General features: G+C 69.2%; 16 protein-coding genes. 12 read left to right on the forward strand and 4 right to left on the reverse strand.

Annotation, left to right across the window (positions count from 1 at the left end; translation table 11 throughout):
• Positions 1-281: 281 nt before the first annotated feature.
• A complete protein-coding gene (locus tag F0344_RS32140) occupies positions 282-725 on the reverse strand; it encodes a MarR family winged helix-turn-helix transcriptional regulator (RefSeq protein ID WP_185302113.1) in 444 nt (147 codons plus the stop codon).
• Positions 726-838: 113 nt separating this feature from the next.
• Here F0344_RS32140 and F0344_RS32145 point away from each other — a divergent pair, with 113 nt between their 5' ends.
• Both F0344_RS32145 and mltG read left to right on the forward strand, forming a co-directional pair.
• Positions 839-2644, forward strand: a complete 1806-nt coding sequence (locus tag F0344_RS32145; RefSeq protein WP_185302114.1) for an ABC transporter ATP-binding protein — start codon at positions 839-841, stop codon at positions 2642-2644.
• A 488-nt stretch (positions 2645-3132) separates the two neighbouring features.
• Positions 3133-3981 carry an endolytic transglycosylase MltG gene (gene mltG, locus F0344_RS32150; RefSeq protein WP_185302115.1) on the forward strand — a complete coding sequence of 283 codons (849 nt, stop codon included), beginning with the start codon at positions 3133-3135 and terminating at the stop codon, positions 3979-3981.
• On the opposite strand, the gene F0344_RS32155 is transcribed toward mltG, so the two are convergent.
• A complete protein-coding gene (locus tag F0344_RS32155; protein ID WP_185302984.1) occupies positions 3947-5098 on the reverse strand; it encodes an NAD(P)-binding domain-containing protein in 1152 nt (383 codons plus the stop codon). The genes mltG and F0344_RS32155 overlap by 35 nt on opposite strands.
• Before the next feature lie 480 nt (positions 5099-5578).
• Between F0344_RS32155 and F0344_RS32160 the strand changes: the two genes are divergently transcribed.
• A complete protein-coding gene (locus F0344_RS32160) occupies positions 5579-6001 on the forward strand; it encodes a YjbQ family protein (protein ID WP_185302116.1) in 423 nt (140 codons plus the stop codon).
• A gap of 417 nt (positions 6002-6418) precedes the next feature.
• Here the strand turns inward: F0344_RS32160 and F0344_RS36250 are convergent, their stop codons facing one another.
• Positions 6419-9763, reverse strand: coding sequence for a glycosyl hydrolase (locus F0344_RS36250; protein WP_374940132.1), 3345 nt, complete (start codon positions 9761-9763; stop codon positions 6419-6421).
• A 385-nt stretch (positions 9764-10148) separates the two neighbouring features.
• Here F0344_RS36250 and F0344_RS32170 point away from each other — a divergent pair, with 385 nt between their 5' ends.
• Both F0344_RS32170 and F0344_RS32175 read left to right on the forward strand, forming a co-directional pair.
• Positions 10149-11162 (forward strand): LacI family DNA-binding transcriptional regulator, encoded by a 1014-nt coding sequence (locus tag F0344_RS32170; protein ID WP_185302986.1) that lies wholly within the window; start codon positions 10149-10151, stop codon positions 11160-11162.
• 429 nt (positions 11163-11591) lie between these two features.
• Entirely contained in the window at positions 11592-11978 is a 387-nt protein-coding gene (locus tag F0344_RS32175; protein WP_185302987.1) for an L-rhamnose mutarotase, read from the forward strand.
• A 129-nt stretch (positions 11979-12107) separates the two neighbouring features.
• Here F0344_RS32175 and F0344_RS32180 read toward each other — a convergent pair whose 3' ends face one another.
• Positions 12108-13118: a hydroxyacid dehydrogenase gene (locus tag F0344_RS32180; RefSeq protein ID WP_185302117.1), complete on the reverse strand. Its 1011-nt coding sequence runs from the start codon at positions 13116-13118 to the stop codon at positions 12108-12110.
• A 495-nt stretch (positions 13119-13613) separates the two neighbouring features.
• Here F0344_RS32180 and F0344_RS32185 point away from each other — a divergent pair, with 495 nt between their 5' ends.
• From F0344_RS32185 to F0344_RS32215, 7 genes are read left to right on the forward strand one after another with little or no spacing between them, the layout of a single operon-like run.
• Entirely contained in the window at positions 13614-14942 is a 1329-nt protein-coding gene (locus tag F0344_RS32185; RefSeq protein WP_185302118.1) for a sugar ABC transporter substrate-binding protein, read from the forward strand.
• Positions 14939-15910, forward strand: coding sequence for a carbohydrate ABC transporter permease (locus F0344_RS32190; protein ID WP_219732159.1), 972 nt, complete (start codon positions 14939-14941; stop codon positions 15908-15910). The genes F0344_RS32185 and F0344_RS32190 overlap by 4 nt, the downstream gene beginning before the upstream one ends.
• Complete coding sequence (locus tag F0344_RS32195) at positions 15907-16773, forward strand: carbohydrate ABC transporter permease (RefSeq protein WP_185302119.1); 867 nt, start codon at positions 15907-15909, stop codon at positions 16771-16773. The genes F0344_RS32190 and F0344_RS32195 overlap by 4 nt, the downstream gene beginning before the upstream one ends.
• 57 nt (positions 16774-16830) lie before the next feature.
• A complete protein-coding gene (locus F0344_RS32200) occupies positions 16831-18213 on the forward strand; it encodes an alpha-L-fucosidase (RefSeq protein WP_258050188.1) in 1383 nt (460 codons plus the stop codon).
• 48 nt (positions 18214-18261) lie between these two features.
• Positions 18262-19704, forward strand: coding sequence for a polysaccharide lyase 6 family protein (locus tag F0344_RS32205; protein WP_185302120.1), 1443 nt, complete (start codon positions 18262-18264; stop codon positions 19702-19704).
• A complete protein-coding gene (locus F0344_RS32210; protein WP_219732160.1) occupies positions 19701-20513 on the forward strand; it encodes a sugar phosphate isomerase/epimerase family protein in 813 nt (270 codons plus the stop codon). The genes F0344_RS32205 and F0344_RS32210 overlap by 4 nt, the downstream gene beginning before the upstream one ends.
• Positions 20514-20560: 47 nt before the next feature.
• Entirely contained in the window at positions 20561-21214 is a 654-nt protein-coding gene (locus F0344_RS32215; RefSeq protein WP_185302121.1) for an SGNH/GDSL hydrolase family protein, read from the forward strand.
• Positions 21215-21283: the final 69 nt, after the last annotated feature.

The raw sequence follows: 21283 nt of genomic DNA on the forward strand, positions 1-21283 counted from the left end.
GGGCAGAGGTCCTGTGGACCTCGCGGAATCGTTGGACGGGCGGGGGACCAAACCGTGCAAGGTTCGCGTCCTGCCCCGGTCCGAGGCAAACGGTTTTCCGCGTCCGGACCGCTGGGGGGAACATATCCGGCCGCCGCGCAGAGCGCCGGAGCACCCGGAGGCTGGCGGTCCGAGGGGTGTTCCGGCGTCCTGAGCCGCGGCCTCCGCGGTGGCCCGGGCGGCCGGCTCCTGGTGCGGCATGCCGCGGTCGCCCGCGAAGGCGTTCGGCGCCCGACGCCGTGTCAGCAGTGGCGCTCCGGCATCCCGTCGACCAGAGCGGACAGCAGGCCGCCGAGCACGTCGCGCTGTTCGGCGGTCAGCGGGGCGAGGATCTCCTCCGCGGCGGCGCGGCGCGCGCTGCGCAGGGACCGCAGTGTGGCGCGGCCCTCGTCGGTGATCTCGACGCGCACGACCCGTCGGCTGGCAGGGTCGGGGGCGCGGCGCACCCGGCCGCTCGCCTCCAGACCGTCGACCAGGCTGGTCACGGCGCGCGGGACGACGTCCAGGCGCTGGGCCAGATCGGCCATCCGGGGCGGACTGTCGTACTGGGCGACCGTGCGCAGGAGCCGGAACTGGGCGGGAGTGATGCCGACCGGCTCCAGCTGGCGGCTCTGGATGCGGTGGAGCCTGCGGGTGAGCCGCAGCAGTTGCTCGGCCAGCAGGCCGTCGGAATCGGGGGAGTCCATGAGGGAACGATATCAGGACCATGTTCATTGTGAGTACAGGTAACAATGCACTATGCTCTTCCAGGGGGCGTTTCCGCACGCCGCCTGTTCCCGCACGCCTGTCGAAGGGGCCCATGAAACCCGACGAACCCACGTGGAACGCCCAGCCCAGGGAGGACGGACAGTCGCCCGCCGAGCTGCGCCGCATCTTCCGTCTCTTCCGCCCCTACCGCGGCCGGCTCGCGCTGGTCGGTCTGCTGGTCGGGGCCTCGTCCCTGGTATCGGTGGCCTCCCCGTTCCTGCTGCGCGAGATCCTGGACACCGCGATCCCCCAGGGCCGCACCGGTCTGCTCTCGCTGCTCGCCCTCGGCATGATCCTCACCGCCGTGATGACCAGCGTCTTCGGTGTGGTGCAGACCCTGATCTCCACGACGGTCGGCCAGCGCGTCATGCACGATCTGCGCACCGCCGTCTACACCCAGCTCCAGCGGATGCCGCTGGCGTTCTTCACCAGGACCCGCACGGGCGAGGTGCAGTCCCGCATCGCGAGCGACATCGGCGGTATGCAGGCGACCGTCACCTCGACCGCCACCTCGCTGGTCTCCAACCTCACCGCGGTCATCGCCACCGTCGTCGCGATGCTCGCGCTCGACTGGCGACTGACCGTCGTCTCCCTGCTCCTGCTGCCGGTCTTCGTCTGGATCAGCCGCCGGGTGGGCCGGGAGCGCAAGAGGATCACGACGCAGCGCCAGAAGCAGATGGCGGCCATGGCCGCCACCGTCACGGAGTCGCTCTCCGTCAGCGGCATCCTTCTCGGCCGCACCATGGGCCGCTCGGAGTCGCTCACCAGGAGCTTCTCCGAGGAATCCGAGCGCCTTGTCGGTCTCGAAGTGCGCTCCAGCATGGCCGGGCGCTGGCGGATGTCGACGATCGGCATCGTCATGGCCGCCATGCCCGCCGTCATCTACTGGGCGGCCGGTATGACGCTCCAGACGGGCGCCACCGCCGTCTCCCTCGGCACCCTCGTAGCTTTCGTCTCGCTCCAGCAGGGCCTGTTCCGGCCCGTCGTGAGCCTGCTCTCCACCGGAGTGCAGATGCAGACGTCCCTCGCCCTGTTCCAGCGGATCTTCGAGTACCTGGACCTGACCGTGGACATCACCGAGCCCGAGAAGCCGGTGCGGCTGGAGAAGATCCGCGGGGAGGTCGCCTTCGAGGACGTCGATTTCGGTTACGACGGGAAGAGCGCGGCCACGCTCAGCGGCATCGACGTCACCGTGCCCGCAGGCAGCGGCCTCGCGGTCGTCGGTCCCACCGGTTCCGGGAAGTCGACCCTCAGCTACCTCGTCCCCCGGCTGTACGACGTCACCGGCGGCCGCGTCACCATCGACGGCGTCGACGTGCGGGACCTGGACTTCGACACCCTTGCCAGGGCCGTGGGTGTGGTCTCCCAGGAGACCTACCTCTTCCACGCCTCCGTCGCCGACAACCTCCGCTTCGCCAAGCCGGAGGCCACCGACGAGGAGATCGAGGCGGCGGCCCGCGCCGCGCAGATCCACGACCACATCGCCACCCTGCCCGACGGCTACGACACGCTCGTCGGTGAGCGGGGCTACCGCTTCTCCGGCGGCGAGAAGCAGCGGCTGGCGATCGCCCGCACGATTCTCCGCGACCCTCCCGTGCTGATCCTCGACGAGGCGACGAGCGCGCTCGACACACGTACCGAACACGCCGTGCAGTCGGCGATCGACTCTCTTTCCGCAGGTCGCACCACGATCACGATCGCTCACCGGCTCTCCACGATCCGGGACGCCGACCAGATCATCGTCCTGGACGGCGGTCGCACGGTGGAGCGCGGCACCCATGAGGAACTGCTTGCTCAGGACGGCCGGTACGCGGCCCTGATCCGCCGCGACACCCACCTGGCACCGGTCGCCCCCTGAGGCAGGGGCCTGTGCGGGGCGGGGCCCGCGATGTACTCGCCGAAGCGGTCGCCGTGGACACCGGATGCGCCGCTCCGCTCCCTTCGCGAGACCGTGAACCCGGCCTGGCCCGGGGGCTGACGGCCGCCGCACACGGCAGCGCCGCCGCTCCCGTGGGACGGGGAGCGGCGGCGCCGGTGGAGTGATGGTCAGACGAGCCAACCCACGAAGTGGACGATGCCGGCGAGCAGGTTGGTGAGGAAGTTCATCTGGTGTTTCTCCTTGTACGTGGTGCGTCTGTGGGACTGCGCAGTCGCGGTCTGCAGCCCGTCGCGTGCGCTCTGTAATCATCAGGCTCCGCAGGGGAGTCGAGCAACGAAAACCGGTACGACCACGCGTTCGAGCGAACACCCGATTGCCTGTTCGTGCGTTCTGGTGCGATGCGCGGTGGTCGTGTCGTCTGCGGTGAGGTACCGGTTCGGGGCATACGTCCGGGTTACCGTGCCCGCATGGTGAACGAGTCCCCGGACGCCCCACCCCGCCCCAGGCTCCGTCCGACCCGGCGCGGGCGACTGGTGCTGCTCCTCGGCGCCGCGCTTGTCGTGGCGGCGGCCGTACTGCTGCCGCTGCTGTTCCTCGGGTCGCAGGAGAAGCGGCAACAGCCCCGCTTCCTGGTCATCCCCGAAGGATGGCGGGCCTCCCAGGTGTACGCCGCGGCCGACAAGGCGCTCCGGCTGGCCCCGGGCAGCACCGAGAAGGCCGTGCCCGGGGCCGAACTCTCCCTTCCGGCCGCTGCCGGTGGAAATCCGGAGGGCTATCTCTTCCCCGCGACGTATCCCGTCGACGACGAGACGACTCCCCAGGGCCTGCTCCGCTACATGGTGCAGACGGCGTCCGAGCGGTTCGGCGTGGACCGCGTCACGGCCGGGGCGCAGCGCAACGGCGACTCCGTCCATCGGTCGGTGACGATCGCGTCGATCGTGCAGGCGGAGGCCGATACCGTCTCCGACATGGGCAAGGTGGCCAGGGTGATCTACAACCGGCTGGCCCAGGACATGGCGTTGCAGATGGACTCGACGATCAACTACGCACTGAAGCGGTCGACGCTGGACACCACCACGGGCGACACGAAGATCGACAGTCCCTACAACAGTTACGAGCGCAAGGGGCTGCCGCCGACTCCCATCGGCAATCCGGGGGAGGAGGCGATGCGGGCGGCCGTCAGTCCGCCGCCGGGCCCATGGCTGTACTTCGTCACGGTTCGGCAGGGAGACACCCGCTTCACCGACAACTACGACGAACAGCTCACCAACGTAGAGGAGTTCAACCGCAACCGCCGGTCCGCCGCCACCGGCTGACTCCCGCTGACAGTGTGCCGGTCGTCCTGTGTCCGGCAGGGGCTGGTGCGTGCTCCGGCCGTCCGGCCGCGTCCAGCAGGCGTCTGACCGAGTGGACCGCGGCCCGCCCCGCACGGTTGGCACCGATCGTGCTGGCCGATGGGCCGTATCCGACGAGATGGACGCGCTCGTCGCGCGCCACCAGGGTGCCGTCGAGCCTGATGCCTCCGCCGGGCTCACGGAGCTTCAACGGCGTCAGATGGTCGACCGCCGCCCGGAAACCGGTCGCCCACAGGATCACGTCGGCCTCGACGGTCCGACCGTCATCCCAGGCCAAGCCGCCCGGAGTGATCCGGTCGAACATCTCGAGCCGGTCGAGGACGCCCCGCGCACGGGCGTCCCTGGCGGCCTCGGTGAGCGGGAGTCCGGTCACGCTCACCACGCTCCGCGGCGGCAGCCCCTGACGTACACGCTCCTCCACCAGGGCCACTGCGGCGCGCCCCTCCGCCTCGCCGAACGGCCCCTCACGGAACACCGGCGGCCGGCGCGTCACCCAGAAGGTATCGGCCGCCACGTCCGCGATCTCCATCAGATGCTGCGTGCCGGAGGCGCCACCTCCGACGACGATCACCCGTTGCTCTGCGAACTCGCCGGGGCCCGGGTAACAGGCCGTGTGCAGTTGGCGTCCCCGGAAGGTCTCCTGGCCCGGGTACCGCGGCCAGAACGGCCGGTCCCAGGTGCCGGTGGCGCTGATCAGCGCGCGTGTGGCATACGTACCCTCGGACGTCTCCACGAGCAGCCGCCCACCGTCCCCCTCGCGCACGGCACTTACCTCCACCGGCCGGTGAACCCGCAGGTCGAAGCGGTGTTCGTACGCGTCGAAGTATTCGCCGATCACCGCGGACGAGGGCCGGCCGGGATCGGCGCCGGTCAGTTCCATGCCGGGCAGGGCGTGCATACCGTGCACCTTCCCGTACGTCAGCGAGGGCCAGCGGTACTGCCAGGCGCCGCCCGCACGGGGAGCGTGATCCAGGACGACGAAGTCGCGGCCGGGCTCCATCCCGGCCTGTCGCAGGTGATAGGCGCTGGACAGTCCGGCCTGTCCGGCGCCCACCACGACGACATCCAGCTCACGCATCCCGGAGTTGTTCACGCTTCTACCAACCACCGGCCGGTCCTGGATCTTCCCGCACGGGAAGATCCAGGACCGGCCGGACGAGGCTCGCTCAGCTGCGGAATCGAACGGTGCCGCCCCGTCACTCCGCCGGCCGACTGATCCAGTCGATCTTCTCCCTGGCCGCAGCGGGAGGCTCGCCTCAGGTCAGATGGACATCGGCGTGCGCGGCCGCCACCGGCCCGGCCGCGGCCGGGCCCCCGAGTGGTGAGGCGGTGCACGGACACGCACGCCGGGTCACCGTGGGGAGAAAGGCTGAGAGGACGTCAGCAGGCGCTGCGTCACAACGGCGAAGGCCACTCGTAGCAGGTCTGTGCGACCGCGCGAAGTGATCGGTTCTGAACGGAACATGGCGCCGAAGGCGGCGACGCCGAACGCGACCGGTCAGTGCCGTCCCGTTCCGTGGATGCGCGATCCCACCCCGCAAGCGGGAGAATGGGAGCCATGTCGGAATCCTTCACCACGCGTGTCCTGCACATCGCCACAGGAGCTACCGAGACCGTCACGGACCTGACGGCACAGTGCGAGCAGTTCCTCACCACTGCCGCCCACGGCCGGGAAGGCCTCCTCAACATCTTCGTGCCGCACGCGACAGCCGGAATCGCCGTCCTGGAAACGGGAGCGGGCAGCGACGACGACCTGCTGGCCGCGCTCCACACCCTGCTCCCCGCGGACGACCGCTGGCAGCACCGCCACGGCAGCCCGGGTCACGGCCGCGACCACGTACTGCCGGCCCTTGTCCCACCGCACGCCACACTGCCGGTGATCGGGGGACGGCTGGAGCTCGGTACGTGGCAGTCGGTGTGCCTGGTCGACACCAACGTCGATAACGCGGACCGCCGGGTGCGGCTGAGCTTCCTCGGTTAGTGGGTCGCTTCGGCGGCACTGTGGAGGGGAGTTCGGCGTGCCAACTGAGCGGTGCGCACGGCTACCTGCCGGTTCGCTGGTCCTTGAGCTTCGCTCCACTTCGGGCGTAGAGCAAACGGGATCGCCCAGCGAGTTCCGGCCGCCAGGCTTCCCGTGATGTGGTTCCGTCGGCTGACGGAATGGTGTCCGCGCTCGTGTCCGTCGTCGAGGTGCCGAGCTGCCCGCCCCGGCGCAGGCGGAACGTGTCGCTCGTGGGAGGCAGCGTGGAGGTGACGGTGGGCGTGGGGCTCGACGGCGGTGAGGTCGGCTCCTCGGTCACGGTCGCGCTCGGCGTCGGGGTGGGTTCCGAACCGCGGGTTCCTCGCCGGACGAGCCCGGCCCGCAGGTGCGTGACCCACGGGCCGGGCCCGATCGCTGTCAGGCGAACGGGATGGTCAGGACGGATCCCTTGCCCACCTGGAGGGTGGACGGACCGTTGCCCAGGGCGCTCCATACCTCGACGCGGATGGTGCCGCCGTTCAGGTCACCCAGGGTGCCCGAGGCGGAGAGAGCTCCCTGCCGGGCGGAGGAGTAGTCCTCCCAGCCGGTGATCGGGTCGGAGGCGAAGTAGCGGAACGTCTCGACACGGTCGAAGGTGCCGTCGCCGGTCAGGTCGTAGGAGACCCTTGCCTGCTGGGCGTAGCCGACGTTGGCGCCGGCGTCGACCTTGAAGGTGAAGGCCGTGCCGGAGCCCGCCTTCAGGGCGCCCCTGACGTTCTTCACCTCGTAGACGCGCGGGTTGTGCGGGGTTCCGTCACGGTTGGTGCCGCCCGCGGACGGGATGGTGTCGGAGGAGCCTGCATCCGCCGCCTGGGTGGTCAACTGGCCGCCGGACCGCAGGTAGAAGGTGTCGCCCGTGACCGGCGGGGGGCCGGAGGTGGTGACGGCCACGGTGCCGCTGGCCGGGCCGACCTGGTCGGCCGTGTCGCGGGCCTTGACGCTGTAGGTGTAGGAGGTGCCGGCGGTCAGGCCGGTGTTGGTGTACGAGGTGCCGGTGACCGTGGCGACCTTGCTGGTGCCGCGGTAGACGTCGTAGTTCTTGACGCCCCTGTCGTCAGCCGCCGCCTCCCAGCTCAGTGCCACCGAGCTGCTGGTCACCTCGCCGGCGACGGGGGTGCCCGGCGCGCCGGGTGCCTCGTCGCGCGGGGGCGGGTTGCCGGTGGTGGTGACGGTCACGGTGCCGCTGGCCGGGCCGACCTGGTTGGAGGTGTCGCGGGCCTTGACGCTGTAGGTGTAGGGGGTGCCGGGGGTCAGGCCGGTGTTGGTGTACGAGGTGCCGGTGACCGTGGCGACCTTGCTGGTGCCGCGGTAGACGTCGTAGTCCTTGATCCCCTTGTCGTCGGTCGCCGCGCTCCAGGTCAGCTTGACGGAGTCGTCGGAGATGTCACTTGCCATGGGGGTGCCGGGCGCGCTGGGCCTGTCGTCGCCGGGGGCGCCGCACAGGGTGCCGACCTCGGTGTCGCCGCCCGTGCCGGACGCGGTGGACCTCGCGGGGACGTTCAGGACTCCGCCGTCGGAGAAGAGCACCGAGCACGCCTCGGCCGTGTAGTTGTGGGCGGTGTAGGTCTTGGTGCCGTTCTTGTCGAAGACGACGGCGGTGGGCGAGTTGGCCGTGACGGTCATGTCCGGCGAACCGATGGAGTTCATCGTGGCGACCCAGTGATAGGTGTGGGCCTTGGTCTCGCCGGCCTCGGGGACGTAGCCTCCGTTCCACTGGTTCCAGTAACTCATGGCCTTGGCCGGGTCGTAGAGGGCCTGGACCTGCCAGAAGATGTCCTTCCACTCGACGGCCGGGCCGCCGTTCTCCTTCTCCATCTCGACCACGCTGCGGTTGAGCATGGCCTTCTCACGGGCCAGGTGGAGGGAACCGCCGGTCATCGGGAGGAAGTTGATTCCGTGGATCTCCTCGGGGTTGGCGGTCCACCACGTCGCGTAGGCGCCGCCGCTGCTCCAGACCATGCCGACGGCGTCGTGGGTGAAGTCCTGCGGGTAGACCTGCTGGTCCGTGTCGAACCAGTACTGCGCGATCGACTCCGACTCGGTCATCATCATGTAGACGCCCTGGTCACGCAGCGCCTTGTCGCCCATGGCCGAGCCCCACATGATCAGGCCGGCGCTGAGGTTGATCGACTCCGAGGACGACTCCTGGTTGTTTCCCGCAGCGAACGACTCGTGGCCGGCGGCCCAGCTGTGGCCGGCGTAGACGTCGAAGCCACGCAGGAACGGGTACCTGCTGTCGTTCCTCGCCGGGTTGGCGGCGTCCTTGATGAGCTCCTTGACCATGCCGCCCCATTCGGAGTCAGCGGCCCACTGCGGGTCGTACTGCGCCACGATGGCCGCGGCCATCACGTAGTACGAGTAGTGGAAGTGGTGGTCGTTGAGCTCCTGGTCGCTGCCGTAGGAGGCCGGGTACCCGATGAGGGTGCGCCATTCCTTGTCGTAGGAGAACTCGGAGGGGCCGCCGGCCGTGAACCATTCCTCCATGCGGCCCTTGATCAGGGCCAGCACCTTGTCGCGGTTGGCGGTGTCACCGACCTGGTCCGCCAGGGGAACGAGCAGGGCGAGCTTGCCCAGGGCCTTGCCGGTCCAGTAGGTGTCGATCGCGCCGCTGAAGGGGTCGCCCTGGGTCAGTACGTCGTTGATGTAGCCCTTGAGCTTCGCCTTGTCGACGCCGGCGGCACTCGGCAGGCCGGGCAGCACACCGTTCACCTTCTGGGTGGTCGTGAAGGACGTGCCCTCGCGGACCTTCATCTCACCGCGCGAGGAGACGTAGCGGTAGGCGGTCAGCGGATCGCTGGTATGAAGCCACTGGTGGCGGTAGAGCGCCTGGAAGGTGCCGGTCTCGGTTCCTTCCTTCGCCTCGGTGGTCAGCGAGTAGGTGGCTTTGACCTCGCCGTCCCCCTCCCTGTACTCCCAGTCCACCTTCGATCCGGTCACGAAGCTGAAGGCATACTTCTTGAAGTCGGCCAGCGCCTCCTTGCTCGGAAGGACCGCCAGGGAGAAGTAGTTCTCGCCACCGAGATCCGCACGGATCTCGGTGCCGGAGACGGTCCAGTCGCTGCTTGTCGGCGCGAAGAGTGCGTAGTCGTGACCTGAGATGGTGACACCGAGGACGTTGCCCTGATCGGCGAAGACGGTCGGCGGGGCGGCGGCGCTGATCTGCGCCGCACCTCCGGTACCCTCCGCGTACACGTACGGCAGGCCATGGCCGATGGTCGTCCTCAGACTGCGGGCGCCGTCGTTCCAGTACGGGCTGACGGTCCAGTCACTCCACCCGTCGGCCTTCGCGTCGGGGGAGTTGAGCCCCGCGAGCCCCAGGGTCAGGTCGGCCTTGTGGGGGAATTCGTACTGACGGCCGCCGCCCACGATCTGGTGCGTCGTCGGGTAGCCGACCTCCAAACCTCCGGAGACCGCCTTGTAGGTGAGGGGGTGGCCGTACATGTTCTCCGACCACGGGTTGCTGGAGAAGCGCTGGAAAGCCAGCGAAGTCCACCAGTCGTTCGTCGGGACGGGGGTATCGGCCATGGCGGCAGTGACCTTCGGCTTGACCGCCTGGCCGCCGTTGTTCGACGGCCCCTGGCGGCCGGCCGGGCGAACGTCGCTGTAGCTGCCCTTGCCGACCTCGATGGTCGCGGCCGAGGCAACACCGCTGCTCACCGTGCCCAATGCGGTAGCTGCAAGAGCCACCGTGGTCAGGAGTGACAGGTTTCTGTGAGATCTCATGCACAGCCCTTCTGAGAGCGCTCTCAAGTCGCCGACAACGTAGAGCGGCACTCGGAAGCGGTCAATACTCTGAGTCGAAACTCCTGTGTGCTGCTGCGGTTTTCCAGGGAGTGAAGGGGGTGTAGGTGGCAGCGGAGGGCGCCGTGGCGTGCGTCTTCGTGTCCGCCGATGCGTGAAGGGGGCGCCGAAGGTGCTTCCATGCCGGGACTGGACACGTCTTTTTCGTATGGGATCGGGCTGCCATGCCGTGCAGAGTGCGCTTATGGGACACATCTGACCCGCGCGACTGGGAGCGCTCTCAGGTGAGGGTGTCGCAGGAACTATGCTGCAACGGCAGACCGCCCGGATTTCCGCGCGTGAACAGGAGAGATTCTTGCCCGAGCAGATGATGACACCTCGCCCTACCCTCGAAGGGGTCGCGGCTCGCGCGGGTGTCTCACGGGCGACGGTATCCCGTGTCGTCAACGGCGGGTCCGGGGTGCGCCAACCGCTGATCGAGAGAGTGCGCAAGGCGGTCGAGGAACTCGGCTATGTCCCCAACCAGGCCGCACGCTCCCTGGTGACCCAACGTACCGGTGCCGTGGCCGTGATCATCGCGGAGCCCGAGTTCCGGGTGTTCTCCGACCCTTTCTTCGAACGGCATGTGAGAGGGATCAGCAGGGAGCTGTCGGCGAATGACCTCCAACTGGTGCTGCTGTGGGTGGAGGGAGAGTCCGATCATGATCGGATCGCTCGCTATCTGTCCGGCGGCCATGTGGACGGGGCCCTCGCCTTCTCCCTGCACAGCGACGACCGGCTCGCCCAGCTGATAGCCCACAGCAGGGTGCCCTACGTGTTCGGTGGCCGCCCCGCGGCGTTCTCCTCCCTGGGCACCCCCTACGTGGACTGTGACAACAGGGGAGGGGCGCGAGCGGCCGTTTCGCACCTCGTTTCCGCAGGTCGAAGCAGAATCGCCCACATCGCGGGTCCGTCCGACCAGACCTCCGCGGTCGACCGTGCGGCCGGCTACCACGACGTCCTCGTCGAGGCCGACCCGGAGCTCCTCCAAAAGGGCGACTTCACCGAGGAAAGCGGTGCCCGATCCATGGCGGCACTGCTCGACCGCTGCCCCGGACTCGACGCGGTTTTCGCCGCGAACGACCTGATGGCCCGGGGGGCGTTGCGTACGCTCCTGGAGCGCGGCCTCAGGATTCCCGACGATGTCGCCGTCGTCGGATTCGACGACATGGGGGACGTCGCCAGTGGCGCGGTACCTGCCCTCACCACCGTACGGCAGGACATCGAGGGCATGGGCCGCCTGATGGTCAGACTTCTGATGCGCCGGCTCGACCACCCCGAGCAGGCGGGGGCCGATTCGGTGATCACGCCGACCGTCCTGGTGCAGCGCCAGTCCTCCTGAGGCCGGGGCGTCTCTCACGCGCCGACACCGCCCTCGCCGTCCGCAGTGAGAGCGCCGACGCTCCGGAACGGCCGGCCTTCCTGTGCGTGGGGAGTGCGCGGAGAAGCCCCGGGCATGGGGTGGTGTCTGTGTGGCGACCTGCCGGAGGTCGCACGAGCGTGCTCCCGGTGCCGGCGTGAGCCTTTCGGGTGGTGACCTCCACCCAACTGCCGCCGCCGATACGTCCTCGTGCCGGCAAGTGAACGGCCCGGTCGGGTTGTTCGTACGGAAAGATCCGGCACGTCCTGCTTCTCGGTGAGTCCAAGCCATCGTTGCTGCAGGCCTTGACGGTGCGCCACGCTCCCGTGCAGTCGCCACCTGCCCATCTGAGAGCGCTCTCAAGCGCCTCGTGCTCAACGGAAGCCCAGCCCAGGAGAGGTCCTTCGACTTCTGAGCCGTACGGGGCAGGGGGCCGCCTCGCGAGGGCGGCCCCCTGCCCGTGCAGGAGGTGACCCCAGGCAGCGCGTCTGTCTTCTTCTGAAGGTCCGCGCCGAGAAGACCGAGGAGTACCGAGAGCGCCACGAGCACGTCTGGGCCGACATGCGGGCCGCGCTCTCCGGAACGGGCTGGCACAACTACTCCCTGTTCCTGCGGGAGGACGGCCTGCTCGTCGGCTATCTGGAGACCCCTGACTTCGACCGGGCCCGGGCCGCTATGGAGGCCACCGAGGTGAACGCGCGCCGGCAGAAGGAAATGGCGCACAACTTCGAGGAGTTGGACGGGCAGGCACCGGATGCCGCGATGCGCCCGCTCACCGAGGTCTTCCGCCTCGCCTGACGCCCGGGCCTCGCCAACGGGCGGCGACTGGCCGTCTTCACCACGAGGCCGAGGCTGCCGCGGCGGCAGGGGCTGGACGGCTGATTGGGCGGCGTGCCGCTCGCCTCCCCCGGCCGCTGGCCACGCCTGTCAGGCCAGGGTTGCCGCACGGGCGGGGTCGACCGCGTGCAGAAGGGGCTCACCCCGCACCAGGCGCCCGAGTTCGCCGGCCACGAGATGACCGAGCCGGTGGCGTTCGGCGCCCATGGCGCCGCCGAGGTGGGGTGTCAGGACGATGTTGGGGAGAGTGAACAGCGGCGAGCCCGGGACCGGAGGCTCCGGGTGTGTGACGTCGAGTACGGCCGTGAGGTCGGGTCTGGCAGCCAGGACCTCCGTCATCGCCTCCTCGTCGATGAGCGCACCCCTGGCGGTGTTGATCAGCGTGGCGCCCGGCAGTAGGGATGCCAGCAGGCTCGCTCCGATCGATCCGTGGGTCTCGGGCAGGAGCGGGGCATGGAGACTGACGACGTGGCAGGTGGCGAAGAGCTCCTCGATACCGACGAGCCGTATGCCCTGCTCCTGGGCGCTTGCCGCGTCGGCGAAGGGGTCGGTGGCGAGGACTTCGACGTCGAAGCGGCTGAGGTGTGCCGCGACGAGTCGGCCGATGTGGCCGAGCCCCAGCAGACCCACACGTGACCGGTAGGCGCCGGGGATTCGGGGGTTGTGCGGGTACCGGTGGCTGTCGGCCACTTCCCGGCTGATGCGGTGGACCTGCTTCAGCCCGAGGAGGATCTGCGCGAGGGCGAACTCCGCCACCGGGGTGGCGTTGGCCGCGGCCGCGGAGACGATCGGGATGCCGCGCGCCCAGAAGTCGGGCGTCGTCAGATGCCGCACGGAGCCCGCGGCGACGAAGACCGCCCGCAGCCCGGGTGCCCGGGACATGAAGCCGGCGTCGAGGACGGGGGCGCCCCAGCCGGTTAGCAGGATGTCCGTACGGCGCAGGACGTCGGGACGTCCGTCGAGCTGCCGGCGGGTGAGGGGTGGGCCCTGCCGGTCCACGAGCCGGTCGACAGCGGCCAGCACTTCGGGCGGGTAGACGTCCGGCTGCCGTTCCGCCTCCATGACCAGAAGTGCTGTCGGCCTGGGCGCGTTCTCGTCCATCTCGTTGACGCTCCTCGCCTGCTGCGCTGACGTGAGGTCAGCGATTTCCCACGCGGCCGGTCGGCCGGTCGGGTGTGTGTGGACGTGTCTGTCTGAGTGTCGAAGGTTGGCGCGGCTTGTTCGAAATTTCGGATAACCCGCTCGAAAAGTGACGATACATCGGATGACTGGGGCGGTTTCAATAGTTCTGGGTTCATGGGTTTCTGGCCGTCCGGTGAGCGTCGGCATCGTATGTGACCACAGGGTGTTCGACAGCCAACAGTGCCCTGTGCAGCCATAATTTGCCCGCTCCTGGCTGAAACCTCGTGGTCGTCGCCCCCGGCGGGGCGGTGTCGGCCAAGGAGCGGGGTCGGGAGGGGTGCGGTTTCGGCCTGGCTGCCGACGCTGCGAAAATTTTGTATTCATCGGAGTATTGACGCGGGAATCTGTGCGCCGTTAGCGTCCCCGGCAAGCGCTTACCAGAGGCGGCTGTGGTGCAGTGAAACAGGAGTTGTGATGCAGAGATCGCGGTGGGTCGGAGCGGGTTTTCTCGCGTCGGCGCTGATCCTCACCAGCTGTACGTCAGGTCCCGCCGGAGGGGACGTCGAGCAGGACTCCAAGGCGCCCCTCGAACTGTGGACCAGGACGACACCGGGCGGGCCGGGGGAGAAGGGCACACTCGCACTCGCCGCGGCCTTCGAGAAGTCCACCGGCTACAAGGTCCGGGTCACCGCGATATTCGACGACTTCGAGACCAAGGTGCAGCAGCGGGCCGCACAGAAGAACCTCCCGGACATCATCATGAACGACGTGACGCAGCTCGGCGCGATGCACAGCCAGGGCCTGCTCCGGGAGATCGACCTCGACAAGATCAAGGACAGCGGGCAGCTCATCGAGCAGGGCCTGAAGTCCGGAAAGAGCCTGGACGGGAAGCAGTTCGGCCTGCCGTACTCGGCGCAGGCCACCGCGCTCCTCATCCGCAAGGACTGGCGGGAGAAGCTGAAGCTCCAAGCGCCCCGGAACTGGGACGACTTCACCGCGATGGCCGAGGCGTTCACCACGAGGGACCCGGACGGCGACGGCAAGAAGAACACCTTCGGCCTGGCCGCGCCGCTGTCCACCAAGCGCGGATACGCATCCTGGTACTTCTCCAACTTCCTCTGGGCCGCTGGCGGTGACTTCATCGCCGATGCCGGGAACGGCACGTACAAGCCCTCGATGACGACGAAGGAGTCGGTCGAGGCCATGCAGTGGTTCCGCGACCTCGGCTGCACATCCAAGGCCATTCAGCCCGGCGCGGTCACCATGGACACCCCGCCCACGAACGAGACGTTCGAGTCGGGGCGGACCGGCATGTTCGTCGTCGGCCCGTATCTGATGCCCCGCTTCGACGAAGTCCTGGGCAAGGACAAGTACGAGGTCGTTCCGATGCCCAAGGGACCCGAGGACGCCACCGTGCTCGCCGAGGGGGCCTCCGTCTACCTGATGGCCGGCTCCGAGAACCGGGCGGGCCAGGACGCCTTCGCGGGCTTCGCCGTCTCCGCCGAGGGCCAACGGACCGGAATGCAGGGCGAGTCGGGCTACACCGTGCAGCTGCCCGTGAACAAGACCGTGGACATCTCCAAGATCCGCCCGGACCCCCGCTGGCGGACCTACGCCGAGGCATACGGCTCCGCCGGGCGGTACGCCCCCTCCATCCCGAACTGGACCGCGGTGCGGCAGGCGACCGCGGAGACCGTCAACGCGCTGCTGGCCGACTGCGAACTGGACACCGGCAGCGAGCTGCGCGACCTCGACAAGCAGCTCGCCGGCATTCTCGAGGAACAGGGAATCGCCGCGTCATGAGCCTCGACCAGATGAAGCGTGCCCCGCTCCCCGGACGGCGGTTCCCCGGAGCGGGGGGCCGCCCGTCCGGCGGGGCCGCCGCGGCCCGCCCGAAGCACAGCCGTCGGGCGGGCCGGTGGTGGACACCCTGGCTGTTCCTCGCTCCGGCCATGCTCCTCTTCCTGTACTTCAAGTTCATCCCCATGGCCAGCGCCCTGACGATGTCCTTCCAGGAGGTTCAGCCCTACCTCGGAAACCGGTGGGTCGGCACCGAGAACTACACCACCGTGCTCGGCTCCGAGGGTTTCCGCGACGCCGTCTGGCACACCGTCGTCCTCGCCGCCGGGCAGACCGCGGGCTCCATGCTCCTCGGCCTGGTGCTCGCCCTGCTGATGGAGGGGCAGGGGCGCCGGCTCGGCTTCGTACGCTCCGCGGCGTTCCTGCCGGTGGTGGTGCCGATCGCCGTCGTCGCCGAACTCTGGCGGATCATGTACCACCCGACCGAGGACGGGATGCTCAACTCCCTCCTGGGTCTGGTGGGTTCCGGCCCTTCCGGGTTCATCAACCATCCCGACACCTCGCTCGGTTCCATCATGATCACCGGAATCTGGCGGGGCGCCCCGTACGACATGATGATCTTCCTCGCAGGGCTCGCCGGTGTCGACCGCGGTCTGTACGAGGCCGCGAAGGTCGACGGAGCCTCCAGGCTGCAGCGCGTGTGGCACGTGACGGTGCCTGGACTGCGGTCGGTGTTCACCATCCTGTTCATCCTCGCGGCGATCCGCGGCCTGCGCGTGTTCACCGAGGTCTTCCTGCTGACCAACGGGGGCCCCGACGGCTCGACCGAAGTCGTCATGACCCTGATCTACAAACTCGGCCTCGAACAGAACCGGCTCGGCGTCGGCGCGGCGGGAGCCGTCCTGCTGTTCATCGCGACGCTGATCCTGACGGTCTTCGTCCACCTGGTACGAAGGAGGGAGAGCAAGTGAACGCCCCCAACGAGACGGCGCTCGGCCTGACCGAGGCCAGGAGCCCGGCCGGACGCATCCTGAAGGCCGTCACGTACGCCCTGGTCCTGATCGTCTTCGCCGGTCCGCTGCTGGCCCTGCTGGTCAGCGCCTTCGGCCGGGTCAAGGATCCGACCCAGCTGAGCGTCATCCCCTCCGGGGTCACCCTCGACAACTTCCGGATCGCGTTCGACCAGGGCGTCCTCGCGTACCTGCTGAACTCGTTCTTCGTGGTGGGCGGCGGGCTGCTCCTCCAGGTGGCCGTGTCCGTCATGGCCGGCTACGCCCTGGCCAGAAAGGTCTTCCCCGGGATGGCGCTGGCCCTCGTGGCGATCCTCGCGACGCTGATGCTGCCCGAGGAGATCCTGGCCCTCCCGCTGTCCCTGATCCTCGCCGACCTGCCGGTCCTCCACTTCAACCTGATCGGCACGCTCGCCGGGATGATCGTCCCGCTGGGCGCCTGGGGATTCTCCATCCTCGTGATGACCGAGTTCATGAAGGACGTACCCCGGGAACTCGAAGAGGCCGCCCGCATCGACGGGGCCGGCGACCTGCGCATCTTCGCCCAGATCATCCTGCCGATGTGCAAGCCGGCGCTGGGCGTCATCGGAGTCTTCGGCTTCACGATGATCTGGGACCAGTATCTGCTTCCCCTCCTCGTGGCCACCGACTCCTCCTCGTACACACTCCCGCTGGCGCTGCGGACGCTGCGGATCGACCCCGACGTCACGCCCGGAGTGGTGATGGCGGCCTCGCTGCTGGCGCTGCTCCCGTCCGTGATCGTCTTCCTGTTCTTCCAGCGTTCTTTCGTGCACGGCCTGTCCTCCGGCGCGCTGAAGGGCTGACCCGCAAGCTGCCTGCCGCCCCGCCACCACACCACGAGCACTAAGGAGCGACCCCCAGTGACTCCGACCGCTGACCCCCGACCGGCGCCGCTGCCCGCCCCCGTATCCGCCGCCACCCCGGGCCAGAACGCCACCCCGGGCCACGGCACCGCCCCGGCCACCGGTCCGGACCCGACGTGGTTCACCACCGACCGGTTCGGCATGTTCGTCCACTGGGGTCTGTATTCCCTCGCCGCCCGGCACGAGTGGGTCAAGTACCGGGAGGAACTGACCGACGAGCAGTACCAGGTCTACTTCGACCACTTCGATCCCGACCGCTACGACCCGGTCCAGTGGGCGAGAACGGCCAAGGCGGCCGGGATGCGGTACGTCGTACTGACCACCAAGCACCATGACGGCTTCTGCCTGTGGGACAGCGCGCTCACCGACTACAAGGTCACCAACACCCCGCACGGCCGCGACCTCGTCGGACCGTTCGTGCGGGCGTGCCGTGCCGAAGGGCTCAAGGTCGGCTTCTACTACTCGCTGATCGACTGGCACCACCCCTCCTTCCCCGTGGACGGCAACCACCCGCAGCGAGACGACGAGGAGTTCAAGGCCGCCACCGCCGACCGTGACATCCGGGACTACCAGCGGTATCTGCACGGCCAGGTACGCGAGTTGCTCACGGATTTCGGACCCGTCGACTACCTGTTCTTCGACTTCTCCTACGCAGGACGCCACTGGTGGGGCGGCAAGGGCCCCGACGACTGGGACTCGCCGAAGCTCCTGGAGATGATCCGCGACCTCCAGCCGCACGTCCTCGTCAACGACCGGACCGGAATCCCCGGCGACTTCGTCACCCCCGAGCAGTACCAGCCGTCCGGCCCGATGACCAGGAACGGGCAGCCCGTCATCTGGGAGGCGTGCCAGACGCTCAACGGCAGCTGGGGCTACGACCGCGACAACCTCGACCACAAGAGCGCCGACCTCCTGGTCCGGATGCTCGTCGACGGGGTGTCCAAGGGCGGCAACCTGCTGCTCAACGTCGGCCCCACCGGCCGCGGCGACCTCGACCCGCGCGCCGTCGCCGCCCTCGGCGAACTGGGCCGGTGGACGGACCTGCACGAGCGATCGGTCCGGGGCTGCGGCCCGTCCACGTACACCGCCCCCGTCGACTGCCGCTACACGCAGCGCGGAGACCGGCTCTACGTCCACCTGTTCTCCTGGCCGCTGCGCCATCTGCACCTGCCGGGCCTCGCGGGACGGGTGCGGTACGCCCAACTCCTCAACGACGCCTCCGAGATCACCCGGACCGAGATCGCCCCGGGCGAGCCCGTGCTCAACACCCAGATGGGCGGGCAGCCCGCCGGCACGCTCACACTCCAGCTCCCCGTGCAACGCCCGGACACTCCCGTGCCCGTCATCGAACTGTTCCTGGACACCCCGTCCGGCAGCTGAAAGCACGTCCGCGCCACCCACTCCCACCAGTACCTTCCCGGAGGCATCATGCAACGCCGCACGTTCCTCACCGGCACCGTCCTGGGTACGGCGCTCGCCGCCGTGCCGCTCGGCACCCTGCGCACCGCCGGCGCAGCCGAGACCCACCGGGCCGCCACGGCGACGGTCAGCTCCCTGAACGACCTCCAGAACGCGATCGACAGCGCGGTGCCCGGCGCCAGGATCGTCCTCGCCGACGGCACCTACACCGTCCCGTCCGGCTCCTCCATCAGGGTCACGGGCAGGAACGGTACGCAGTCCGCACCCATCACCATCACGTCCGCGTCACGCGGCGGGGCGGTACTCCGCGGCGAGCGCGGCTTCGTCTTCAGCGGCTCCAGCAACATCACCGTCAGCGGCTTCGCCTTCCGGCAGAGCACCACTGTGGAAGTGCCGGCCGACTGCTCGGGCATCCGGCTGACCCGCAACGACTTCCAGCTCGCCGACATCGAGGGACTGCACTGGGTCATGGTGCGCGCGGACGACAGCAAGATCGACCGCAACCACTTCCACGGCAAGACCACGCTCGGTGTCTACCTGGGAGTGGAGGGCGCGGGCAGCACCGCCATGGCCCAGCGCGTGCACATCTTCAGGAACCACTTCTCCGACCACAGCTTCGCCGGCGCCAACGGAGGGGAGCCGATCCGTCTCGGCGTCAGCCCGCGGGCCCTGTCCGGCGCCCGCGCGGTCGTGGAGTACAACCTCTTCGAGCGCTGCGACGGAGATCCCGAAGCCATCTCGGTGAAGTCCTCGGACAACATCGTCCGCCACAACACGATCCGCGACAGCCTTGGTGGCATCGTCCTGCGCCACGGCAACCGCACGAGGGTGGAGAGCAACTACGTACTCGGCGGCAAGGAGGGGCTGCGCCTGTACGGCAACGACCATCTGGTCGTCAACAACTATCTGGCCGGTCTGTCCGGGCGTGCGATGGTGATCGGAAGCGGCAGCACGCGCGACCACCACTCAGGCGAGACGGCCGAGCAGCGGCGCGGCAACGATGCGTGCGACCGGGCGGTGATCGTGCACAACACCCTGTTCCGCAACGCCCAGTCGCTGTCGGGCGAGACACGCGTGCACGAGCCCACGGGGGTGGTCGTCGCCGACAACCTCCTGGTCGGCGAGGCAGGCAGTCTGGTAGCGATGGGGGCGACCACCGGCTTCACCTGGCGGAGCAACATCCTGTGGGGCTCGGCCGCCGACGGCAACATCCCCGCCGGGAGCTACACGCGCGTCGACCCGGGCCTTCGGGAGCAGTCCGACGGAGTGTTCCGACTGTCGGCGGGCAGCCCCGCCATCGGCAGGGCCACGTGGGGGAGCCCGGGTGTGACCGACGACATCGACGGTCACCCGCGCGGCAGCGCACGCGACATCGGCGCCGACGAGTACGCGACGTCCGCGCCCCTGCGCCGCCCCCTCACGCCGACGGACGTGGGTCCGAACGCGTCGTGAGCGCTCCCCTGACCGCGCCCCGGCCGGGGCTGTGCTCCGTCACCTTCCGGCGGCTGCCCGCCTCCGAGGTCGCACGACGGGCCTCGGAGGCGGGCCTCGAAGTGATCGAGTGGGGAGCGGACGTCCACGCGCCCGCACGCGAACCGGACACGGTCCGCGCGGTCCGTGAGGCTTCGGAACGGTACGGCCTCACCTGCTGCTCGTACGGTTCCTACTTCCGCGCCGGTCCGGGCGAACTGGCCGGGTTCCCCGCGCTCGCCCGCGCCGCGGTGCTCCTCGGAGCACCGCGGATGCGGGTCTGGGCAGGCGGCGCCGGATCACGGTCCACCTCGCGCGACGAGCGCCGCGGAGTCGTGACACGCCTGCGGGAGGCGGCCGTGATCGCGGCGGACCACGGCGTCGGGCTCGCCCTGGAGTTCCACGCGAAGACGCTGACGGACACCGCCGCCTCGACCGTCCGGCTGCTGGACGAGGTGGACGCGGACAACCTCCGTACCTACTGGCAGCCACCGCTCGACGCTCCCGACGAGGCCGCGCTGGCGGGGCTCGCCGAACTCGGCGACCGGGTCGACGGGGTCCACGTCTTCTCCTGGTGGCCCGGAAATCACCGGCTGCCGCTGGCAGCCCGCGAGGATCTGTGGACGAGGGTCTTCGCAGCGCTCGGCGCACGGCAGCTGCGACCGGACGCGCTCCTGGAGTTCGTGCCGGGCGACGACCCCGCCCTGCTGGCACGCGAGGCAGCCACACTGCGGCGTGCTACGTCTCATCGGGCACACACTGCGGAACGGCCGTCCGGGCTCGCGCGTTGATCACACGACGCCCGTTCACCCGCACCCCCGACGCCAGGACGGCAGACATGCTCCTCACAGCAGACGACAAGATCCTGTTCATCGGTGACTCCATCACCGATGCGGGCCGCGACCACACGGACCCGGCCTCGCTCGGCAACGGATACGTCCGCGAGATCGCCCGGGCGCTGGACACCGGAGTGGGCCCCGGCACCACGGTCATCAATCAGGGCATCAGCGGCCACCGTGTGTACGACCTCGAATCCCGCTGGACCACGGATGTCATCGACCAGCGGCCCACCGTGGTCACGGTCAAGATCGGCATCAACGACACGTGGCGGCGCTACGACAGCGGACTCCTCAGCCCGGTCGACGAGTTCGAGGCCTGCCTCGACCGCCTTCTCTCCCGCACCACCCGGGACCTGGCGGCCCGACTGCTCGTCATCACGCCCTTCCTGCTCCCGGTCCTCCCGGGCCAGGAAGCCTGGCACGAGGACCTGTCGCCCCGCACCGAGGCCGTCCTGCGCGTGGCGCGGGCGCACGGCGCGCACCTGGTCCGCGCGGACCTGCTCCTGCCCCGGGCCGCCGAGGAACGCGGCCCTGCGGCACTCGCCCCGGACGGAGTCCACCCGAGCCCGCAGGGCCATCAACTGCTCGCCGACGCCTGGCTCACCACGGTCGGTTCCGCGATTCCCTCTCATGAGCTCCGCATTCAGGGGTAGCAGGGACACTGGGCTGTTCGAGTGGCAGGAGTGGCAGGTGGGTGCCATGTGTCCGAGCCTGAAAAAGCA

The organism is Streptomyces finlayi, assembly GCF_014216315.1.
Classification (GTDB): Bacteria; Actinomycetota; Actinomycetes; order Streptomycetales; family Streptomycetaceae; genus Streptomyces; species Streptomyces finlayi_A.